General features: G+C 67.3%; 6 protein-coding genes. 1 reads left to right on the plus strand and 5 read right to left on the minus strand.

The window, feature by feature from the left end; translation table 11 throughout:
- Positions 1–5: 5 nt before the first annotated feature.
- The gene (locus ACH34W_RS47445) at positions 6–1,604 is read right to left on the minus strand and encodes an ABC transporter substrate-binding protein (RefSeq protein ID WP_395967845.1); all 1,599 of its coding nucleotides are present in this window, start codon (positions 1,602–1,604) and stop codon (positions 6–8) included.
- A 169-nt stretch (positions 1,605–1,773) separates the two neighbouring features.
- Here ACH34W_RS47445 and ACH34W_RS47450 point away from each other — a divergent pair, with 169 nt between their 5' ends.
- Entirely contained in the window at positions 1,774–3,114 is a 1,341-nt protein-coding gene (locus ACH34W_RS47450) for a M20/M25/M40 family metallo-hydrolase (protein WP_395967846.1), read from the plus strand.
- Positions 3,115–3,203: 89 nt separating this feature from the next.
- On the opposite strand, the gene ACH34W_RS47455 is transcribed toward ACH34W_RS47450, so the two are convergent.
- The 4 genes from ACH34W_RS47455 to ACH34W_RS47470 form a co-directional block, all read right to left on the minus strand.
- Positions 3,204–3,410: a DUF5988 family protein gene (locus tag ACH34W_RS47455; protein WP_395967847.1), complete on the minus strand. Its 207-nt coding sequence runs from the start codon at positions 3,408–3,410 to the stop codon at positions 3,204–3,206.
- Between the two features lie 27 nt (positions 3,411–3,437).
- Positions 3,438–3,959 (minus strand): hypothetical protein, encoded by a 522-nt coding sequence (locus tag ACH34W_RS47460; RefSeq protein WP_395967848.1) that lies wholly within the window; start codon positions 3,957–3,959, stop codon positions 3,438–3,440.
- Between the two features lie 70 nt (positions 3,960–4,029).
- The gene (locus tag ACH34W_RS47465; protein ID WP_395967849.1) at positions 4,030–6,570 is read right to left on the minus strand and encodes an ABC transporter permease; all 2,541 of its coding nucleotides are present in this window, start codon (positions 6,568–6,570) and stop codon (positions 4,030–4,032) included.
- Between the two features lie 11 nt (positions 6,571–6,581).
- Positions 6,582–7,310 (minus strand): ABC transporter ATP-binding protein, encoded by a 729-nt coding sequence (locus ACH34W_RS47470; protein ID WP_395967854.1) that lies wholly within the window; start codon positions 7,308–7,310, stop codon positions 6,582–6,584.
- Positions 7,311–8,409: the final 1,099 nt, after the last annotated feature.

The raw sequence follows: 8,409 nt of genomic DNA on the forward strand, positions 1-8,409 counted from the left end.
CCCGCTTACTTCACCGTCACTTCGTGGGCCAGCAGACCGTTGGCGTACGGCGTGATGGTCATGTTGTCGATCTTGTCAGACTTGCCGCCGAAGCTCTTCCAGATCCACAGCGGCACGAGCGGTGCCTCGCGGATCGCGACGTCCTCGGCCTGGTTGTAGAACCTGATGGCCTCGTCGTCGGTGGACGCCCCGTTGCCTTTGGCGATGAGGCCGTCGAACTCCTTGCTCGTCCAGGCCATGCGGTTCTTGGTGGAGTGCCACTGCGGCTCGAGGTAGTTCTGGGCGCTCGGGTAGTCGGCCTCCCAGTTCTGCCGGTACGGCCCCTTCTCCTTCCTGTCGGTGAGCATCGACAGGTAGTCCGAGACCGGGACCTTGCGGAACTGGATGTCGGTGATGCCGAGGTTCTGCTTGAGCGAGTTGGCGACGATCTGCATCCACTGCTCGTAGCTCGGCTGGGCGTTGGAGAAGTACAGCTCCAGCGTGCCCTTGAACCCGCCGGCCTTGTCGTACAGCTGCCTGGCCTTGGTCGGGTTGTAGGTGCACAGCTCACCACAGGCGCCCGGCCGGTGACCCTTGATCATCGGTGGCAGCAGCGAGTCGGCGACGGTGTACTCGCCGTTGTAGACGGCCTTGTTGATGCCGTTGCGGTCGATGGCCATCGAGATGGCCTTGCGAAGGTCCGCATTGCCGAAACGCTTGTCGAACAGCGGGAAGCCGAGGTAGTCGAACGTGCCCGTCGCGCGCGGCAGCACGTTCTTGCCGAGCAGCCGCTTGGCCTCGGACACCTTCGCTGCCGGGATCGACTGCATGAGGTCGATGCGCTTGGCCCGGAGGTCGGTGTAGGTGGTGTCCTGGCTCGCGTAGCTGCGCCAGGTGAAGCCCTTGTTCTTGGGCTTGCGCGTACCGGTGTAGCCGGGGAACACCTTGAGCTTGATCTGCTTGTTGCGTTCCCAGACGCCGTCCATCATGTACGGCCCGTTGCCGATCGGCTTGTCGTCGAAGCCCTTGATGTCGTTGTACGCGGCCTTGGGGAGCGGCGCGAAGGCGGGGTGCGTGAGGAGCAGCTTGAACTGGCTGAACGGGGCGTCCAGCGTCACCTCGAGCGTGGACTCGTCGACGACCTTCAGGCCCGACAGCTTGTCGGTCTTGGGCTTGGCCTTCTCCTCTTCGGGGTTGAGGTCGGCATACCCCTTGATCTGCGAGAAGTAGTCGTTGCCCTCGAAGGCGTTCGGGCCGTAGGCGGCGTAGTTCCAGGCGTCCACGAAGCTGGCGGCGGTGACCGGCTCGTCGTTGTGGAACTTCTGACCCGGCCTGATTTTGATCGTCCAGACCTTCTGGTCCTTGGACTCGACCGACGCGGCGGCGCCGTTGACGGCGTTGCCCGTCTTGTCGAGTTCGAGGAGGTTCTCGAAGAGCTCGCTGGTGACGTCCCACGAGTAGCTGCTGGTGGTGTTGCCGGGGATCAGGTGGTCCGGCTCGGGATGACCCGCGACGAACGTGCCGTCGCTCGCCTTGTCACCACCGCCACAACCGGCCGCCGCGGCGCCCACCGACAACGCCAGCGCGACGGCCCCGGCACTCCTGCTCAGGCCTCGTCCGAACATGATCCTCCTTGCACTCTCCTGGTTGCAGGCAGCGTGGACCCAGTGCGCTCGTTCCGATACAACACTCGAAGATTTGTCATCTGATCGAGATCATCTCCCGGAACGGATCTTCATTGGCTATGGTCAACGGCCAGGCAAAACGCAAGGATCCTTCGAAAGGCGGCCCGGGGTGACCGAACCGCAGGTAGTGCACGGACGGCGGACGGCGGCCGGGGAGGTCGCGGGCATCTGTTCCGATCTCCTCCGCATCGACACCACCAACGAGGGTGAGGGCCGTGGCCGCGGCGAACGTCCCGCGGCCGAGCACGTCGCGGCGCTCCTCACCGAGGCGGGCGTCGAGCCGTCCGTCGTCGAGTCCGCGCCCGGCCGCGCCAGCGTGCTCGCCCGCATCCCGGGCACCGACCCGGCGGCACCCGCGTTCCTGATCCACGGGCATCTGGACGTCGTCCCGGCCGACCCCGCCGAGTGGAGCGTCCACCCGTTCTCCGGCGAGGTCCGCGACGGCTGCGTGTGGGGTCGCGGCGCCGTCGACATGAAGGGCACGCTGGCGATGACGCTCGCGGTCGTCCGCCAGCGCATGCGCGAAGGCCGCCGGACGCGCGGCGACCTCGTCCTCGCGTTCCTCGCCGACGAGGAGTGCACCGGCGACTACGGCTCGCGGCACGTCGTCTCCCATCATCGCGAGATCTTCACCGGCTGCACGGAGGCCATCAGCGAGTCCGGCGGTTTCAGCGTCACGGTGGCTCCCGGGGCGGCCGGCGGCAAGCGCGTGTACCCCATCGCCACCGGCGAGCGCGGCACCACCTGGATGCGGCTCACGGTCCAGGGCAAGGCCGGGCACGGCTCCAAGCCGAACTCCGACAACGCGGTCGCCGAACTGTGCCACGCCATCTCGCGCCTCGCCTCCCACGAGTGGCCGGTCCGTCTCACCGCGGGCGTCCGCGCCCTGCTCGACGGTCTCGCGGACGCGCTCGGCACCACCATCGACCACGACCGGCTCGACGATGAGGCACGCCGGCTCGGCCGCGTCGGCACCCTCTTCGAGGGAACGATCCGCAACTCCGCCAACCCGACCCGCCTCGACGCCGGATACAAGGTCAACGTCATCCCGGGCACGGCGACCGCCCAGGTGGACGGCCGCTACCTGCCCGGCACGCGCGACGAGTTCCTGGCCACGATCGACCGGCTCCTCGGGCCGAAGGTGACGCGCGAGTTCATCAACTACGAGGAGGCACCCGCCGCCGACCCGGCCGGCCCGACGTTCGCCGCTTTGGCCGGGTCGCTCAAGGCCGAGGACCCGCAGGCGCATCCTGTCCCGTACGTGATGTCCGGCGGCACCGACGCCAAGTCGTTCCACCGCATAGGCATCAAGAGCTTCGGCTTCGCGCCGCTGCTCCTCACGCCCGACCTGGACTACTTCGGCATGTTCCACGGCGTGGACGAACGGGTCCCGGTCGAGGGACTGCGCTTCGGCACCCGCGTCCTCGACCGGTTCCTCGACACCCGCTGATCACACAGGACGGCTCGTTCGGAAACGGCTCAATCAGCCACGGCTCACTCGGCTGCGGCTCACTCGGCTGCGGCTCACTCGGCCACGATTCACTCGGCCATGGCCGTGCGTTCGGTCCACTCGAAGACCGGGAGCCTTCCCTCCGCGGTGTCGTGATGGCGCGGCGTCACCTTGAAATGCTCATAGCCGCCTCGGAACGGGAGCTTCACCTCCACACCGGGGGGAGTGATCCTGACGATCCGCTCCGGCAGGTCTGCCGGGCCGCCTTCCAGGAAAGCCTTCAACGGTGTGTTCATGTCCGGATGGTCACACATGCCACGGGTTCAGCCAATCTCCGCCAGGGAGGTATCAGTGGCACCCGTGAGCCCGAGCCGGTTGAGAAGCTCCTCGAACATGGCCTCGGCGCTCGGCGCGACGGGAGCCTGGAGCACCTCCAGGATCAGATCCGGCGACACCGGGCGGGCCGCTGCCTCCGCCCACCTCGCGGCTCCTACGGCGGCCTCCTCGGCGCTGAACACCGGCGATTCGAGGGCACGGCAGCCCGCCACGTGCTGGGTGCCCAGGACGGCCTGCCAGTAGCCGTACGGGCGGCTGAACCCCTCGACGGCCGCGCAGCCGCCGTCGGTGAACGAGGCGAGCAGCGCGGCCATGTGGGTCTCGGCGGCGATCTCGACGAGGAGAGAGACGGAGTCGCCCAGCCCCGCACCGGAATCCAGCGAGCAGACCTGCCAGTTGTCGTCCCGTGGGCGGTTCCCCGCCACCGACCCGCGGTAGGGCCGGAGAGCGTAGAGCTCGGGCAGCGGCCGGTCGTCCCTGGCAACGAGAAGTTGTCTCCGGTAGCTCATCAGCGATCCCCTTTGACGGTGCTCTCTTTTGAACAGCGCCGGATAGGGGGTGATTTGTCACACTGCACTGTCACTCGGTCGTGACAGCGCGGAGGACGTCGATACGGGCGGCACGGCGGCCGGGCAGGATCGCGGACACGATGCCCACCACGCCCGCGGCCACCACCAGGCCGAGCAGGGTGCCGACGGGGAAGGCGAACTCGGTGATGCCCTCCTCGTCCAGCGCGCTGACCAGCGTCCAGCCGAAGAAGACGCCGACGGCCAGGCCCAGCACCGCGCCGAGCACGGAGATGATGACCGCCTCCCACCGGATCATGGCCCGCAGCTGGCCGCGGGTCATGCCCACGGCGCGCAGCAGGCCCAGCTCGCGCACCCGTTCCAGCACCGACAGGGCAAGCGTGTTGATGATGCCGATGAACGCGATGACCACCGCGAGCGCCAGCAGCACATAAAACAGAATCAGGACCTGATTGATCTGGTTCTCCTGTTCCTGCTTGAACTCGGCCTGGTCGCGCACCTGGACGCTCGGGTACTGCGCGAGCACCTTGTCGATGGCGGCGCGCGAGTCGGCCGGCGCGACGCCCGTCTTGGCCTTGACGAAGCCGAACACGTCGAGCTGGTCCTGGTAGTGCCGCTGGAAGTCGCGCAGCGCGAGCATGTATTCGCCGTTGAGCTGGTTGTCCTCGTAGATCGCCCTCAGCGGTATCCGGTCGGTGCCGCCCACCGGGAACTGCATGGTGACGTTGTCGCCGACCTTCCAGCCCTTCTCCTCGGCGACGTCCTCGCGTACGGCCAAGCCGCCCTGGGTGAGGGCGGCGAGGTCACCGGAGGTGGTGTCGGTGCGGACGGTCCCGCTGTAGGAGACCGGGTCGATCCCGGTCAGGCTCTTGCTCTGGCCGTCGATCTTGAACGAGCCGCTGCGGAGTCCGGTGGCCGCCTCGATCTGGGGTTGCGCGGACAGCTGCTTGACGACCTCGGGGCTGAACCCGGTGAAACCGCCGGACGGTCCGCTGAGGATGTAGTCGGCGGCCACCGACTGGTCAAGGATCTTGGTGCTGGACGCCTTGAGCGACTCGGCGAAGATGGTCACCAGGCTCACCAGCGCCAGGCCGATCATCAGTGCCGCCGCCGTCGAGGCGGTCCGGCGCGGAATGCGCATCGCGTTCTCCCGCGCCAGCTTGCCCGGCTGCCCCGCCCAATGCGCGAACGGCCAACCCAAGACACGCGACAACGGCCGCGCCACCAGCGGGCTGAGGACCGCGACGCCGAGGAAGATGACCACCGCGCCAGTGGCAACGGTGACGAGCCGGTTGCCCGCCTGATCAGCAAAAAGCCCCACCATCAGCGCGGCGACACCCACAACCGTCATCAACACGCCAACGGTGATGCGCACCCAGCCGACCCGTGCCGGGGCGGCCATGCTGGCCTCCTGCACCGCGGCGACCGGCGGCACCCGCGTAGCGCGCAGCGCAGGCGCCAGCGAAGCGAGCAACGTGACCCCGACCCCCACGACCAGCCCGACGACAATGGTCCGCGGCTTGATCTCCAAGGAGGTGGTGGGCAGGTCGGCGCCGAGCGCCTCGAACAGTCCCTGCAACCCGATCGCGATCAGAATGCCCGCGCCAAGCCCGATCAGCGACGCGACGAACCCCACCATCGCCGCCTCGGCCAGCACCGACCGCATGAGCTGCCGCCGCGACGCGCCCATGCACCGCAACAGCGCCAGCTCCCGGGTGCGCTGCGCCAAAATGATCGAGAACGTGTTGACGATGATGAACGAGCCGACGAACAGCGCCACGAACGCGAACGACAGCAGCGCGATGTTGATGATGTTGGTGAACTGCCCGACGGCCTTGGCGTTCTCCTCGGCGTACTGTTCGCCGGTGAGCGCCTCGTACCCACCGCCGACCTGCGCCTGGATCCGATCGCGCAGCGTCTCCGGCGACACGCCCTCCGCCGCGACGACGTCGATCTCGTCGTAAACCCCACGCCGGTTGAGCACTTCCTGCGCGGTGGGCAGGTCGAACGCCGCCAGGGTCGCGCCGGCGAGATTGTCGGCCTCCCCAAACCCCACAATGCCGCTGACCGTGAACTCACGAGCCGGCCCCTGGAAGATGATCCTGACCCTGCTACCGACCGCGAACCCCTGCTTCTCCGCCGTCCGCGCGTCCACGGCGACCTGACCGGCTCCCTTGGGCAGGCTCCCGGTCCGCACCGTGGTGCTCTCAGCAAGCTCAGGCGTGGCGTACACCGACACACCCAACGTCGGGGCACCGCCCGTAGTAACCGGCTTGCCGTTCTTGCCGACGAACTGCGCGTACCCGGTAACGCTGCCCTCCGCAGCCCGCACGCCCTCGACGCGGGCGATCTGGTCGCGCATCGCAGCGGGCAAAGGCTGGCGCTGCTCAGCGCTCTCCTGGCCGCCGAAGGCCTCCTTCCCCCGCACCGCGACGTCGAGCCCCTTGGTGGTCTCCGTAAAGAGCTCGGTGAACGTCTTGTTGATGGTGTCCGTGAGCACATAGGTCCCGGCGACAAATCCAACGCCGAGCACAATGGACAACGCCGTAAGGGCCAGCCGGAGCTTGTGCGCGAGCAGACCCTTGATCGTCACTCGCCACATGCTCAGTCTCCGAGTCGCTTGAGGAACTCCAGCACCTTCTCGGCGGTCGGCTCCGCCATCTCATCGACGATGTGCCCGTCGCTCAGGAACACCACCCGGTCGGCGTACCCCGCAGCCGTCGGATCGTGAGTGACCATCACGATCGTCTGCCCGAAGTCGTCCACCGACCGCCGCATGAAGCCCAGCAGCTCACCGCTGGTACGCGAGTCGAGGTTGCCGGTCGGCTCGTCCGCGAAAACGATCGTGGGCCGAGACAACAGCGCCCGCGCAACAGCCACCCGCTGCTGCTCTCCCCCGGACAACTCCGTAGGCCGATGCTTAAGCCGCTTCGCGAGCCCGAACTCCCCCGTCACCCGCTCGAACCACGACCGCTCGGCCTGGTCACCGGCAATGGCGAGCGGCAGCTCAACGTTCTCAGCCGCAGTCAGCGTAGGAATCAGGTTGAACGCCTGAAAGACGAACCCGACCTCCTTGCGCCGCAACATCGTGAGCCGCCGGTCATTGAGCCGGCTCAGCTCAGTGTCGCCAATCCACACCTCACCGCTGCTGGCCCGGTCAAGGCCCGCCATGCAGTGCAGCAAAGTCGACTTGCCGGAACCGCTCGGGCCCATGACGGCGGTGAACTGCCCCGAGGGAAACTCGACGCTCACCTCGTCCAACGCCCGGACAGCGGTCTCGCCGTGACCGTAGACCTTGCTGATCACCACCGCCCGCGAGACAACCTCACGCATGGCGACCACACCGTCGCCCTTGTCCGCACCTTCCGCGCCGCTGGTCTCCCCAGCCATCAGCCTCCGCTCCTTACCCGCCCTCTTGTGACTCTCCGTCGAATCGGAGAAGGAGACAAGGCCCTATCGGCTACCGCTTGAGGTCAACGATCAAAGCCCACCAGCCCCCTCCGCTCGAGTCTCCAGTCGAACCCGACGTCACCGGCGGTGAAGCGGCCTGGCTGACCACGGCGGAGAAGGTGCAGGCACCCTGTGGAGCCGTCCCGTAAGAAGCCGTAACCGGCCGCCGAGACCAAAGAACGAGGCCGCTGCATCCAACGGCCCGCGCAACCAGCAACCGCTGCTCCCGCTCCCTCTGGTCCGTCCTGGAAATAGCCTGCCGCAGCGACGCGCCACAAGGTATGGGTGACCAGCGGCGGGACCCTGATGGGTAGCGGCGGAGGTGTAAGTGGGCAGTAGCAACAAGGATCACCCTTTCGCAGCTGCGGCCACCCGACTGCAGATTGGCCCATCCCCGCTTCAAACCTTTGGCGGCGAAGAAGGGAATTGCCGGGACCTGAGGTCTGCGCCTATCTGCGGGTTTGTATCTCTGCCAGTTACTGTTGTGCCACTTGGCGGTTGGCGGCAGCGGTCACCCCTTTGACTCAGCACCCCGCCCGGCAATCGGTCGCTTGGAGGTGGAGACCCAAAAGCAGCAACGACAAGAAGGCAGGCGGCAGGCATGGCTCGTGGGTACGCACAGGGTTCCCGGGTGGCAGCTTACTTCTCGGCGCTTCGCGGTTGCGGCAACGGTCACCCCTTTGGCTCACCACCCCGCCCGGCAGTCGGGTGGGTTGGGACTGAAGATCTAAAAGCGGCGGCGACAAGAAGGTAGGCGACGGGCGCGGCGCGCGGGATTTCCGCAACCCCAGGCAGCCTCCCCACCTTCCCCTTTTACGCATGGGTCAACGACCGCGACCGCAACCGCAACCGCAGCCAACGTGACATTGAGAGTATGTGTGGGTGGCTCCCGCTCCGGGGTCTGACCCTCAACGTGGCTGACCTTGGGTCTTGTTGCTGATCTGTCGGCCCCGGGGCGGGGGTCACTTGGTGCGTTCACCGC

It is taken from the genome of Actinomadura sp. 6N118 (assembly GCF_044326415.1).
Classification (GTDB): Bacteria; Actinomycetota; Actinomycetes; order Streptosporangiales; family Streptosporangiaceae; genus Spirillospora.

Coding starts and splice junctions, on each gene's coding strand:
- ACH34W_RS47445 (WP_395967845.1), bottom strand. CDS start 1,604: ATGTTCGGACGAGGCCTGAGCAGGAGTGCCGGGGCCGTCGCGCTGGCG.
- ACH34W_RS47455 (WP_395967847.1), bottom strand. CDS start 3,410: ATGAACACACCGTTGAAGGCTTTCCTGGAAGGCGGCCCGGCAGACCTG.
- ACH34W_RS47460 (WP_395967848.1), bottom strand. CDS start 3,959: ATGAGCTACCGGAGACAACTTCTCGTTGCCAGGGACGACCGGCCGCTG.
- ACH34W_RS47470 (WP_395967854.1), bottom strand. CDS start 7,310: ATGCGTGAGGTTGTCTCGCGGGCGGTGGTGATCAGCAAGGTCTACGGT.